The organism is Hyphomonas sp. UBA3601 (genome assembly GCF_002375605.1).
Lineage (GTDB): Bacteria > Pseudomonadota > Alphaproteobacteria > Caulobacterales > Hyphomonadaceae > Hyphomonas.
Map to the genome: position 1 here is coordinate 1 of NZ_DFME01000130.1, position 221 is coordinate 221.

Annotated in this window: 1 pseudogene; it reads left to right on the forward strand. The window is 59.3% G+C overall.

The annotated features are described in order from the left end of the window. Positions 1–221, forward strand: a pseudogene (locus B4F73_RS14820) (alkane 1-monooxygenase); the annotation flags it as partial.

Below are 221 nucleotides of genomic sequence, written 5' to 3' on the forward strand. Positions count from 1 at the left end.
CAGGCGCTGGATGATGCGCTGGCTACCTATCGCGCCAACTTCCAGCCATCAGATCAGCAGAAGACCCCCTATGCCCTGATCGGCGTGAACATCATCGCTGCCGAGACGAATGAGGAAGCGGAATATCTCGCCACCTCCCAGCAGATGTCGTTCGCAAATCTCGTGCGCGGCGACCGCAAGCTGACCCAGCCGCCGATTGACGACATCGACACCTATTGGAC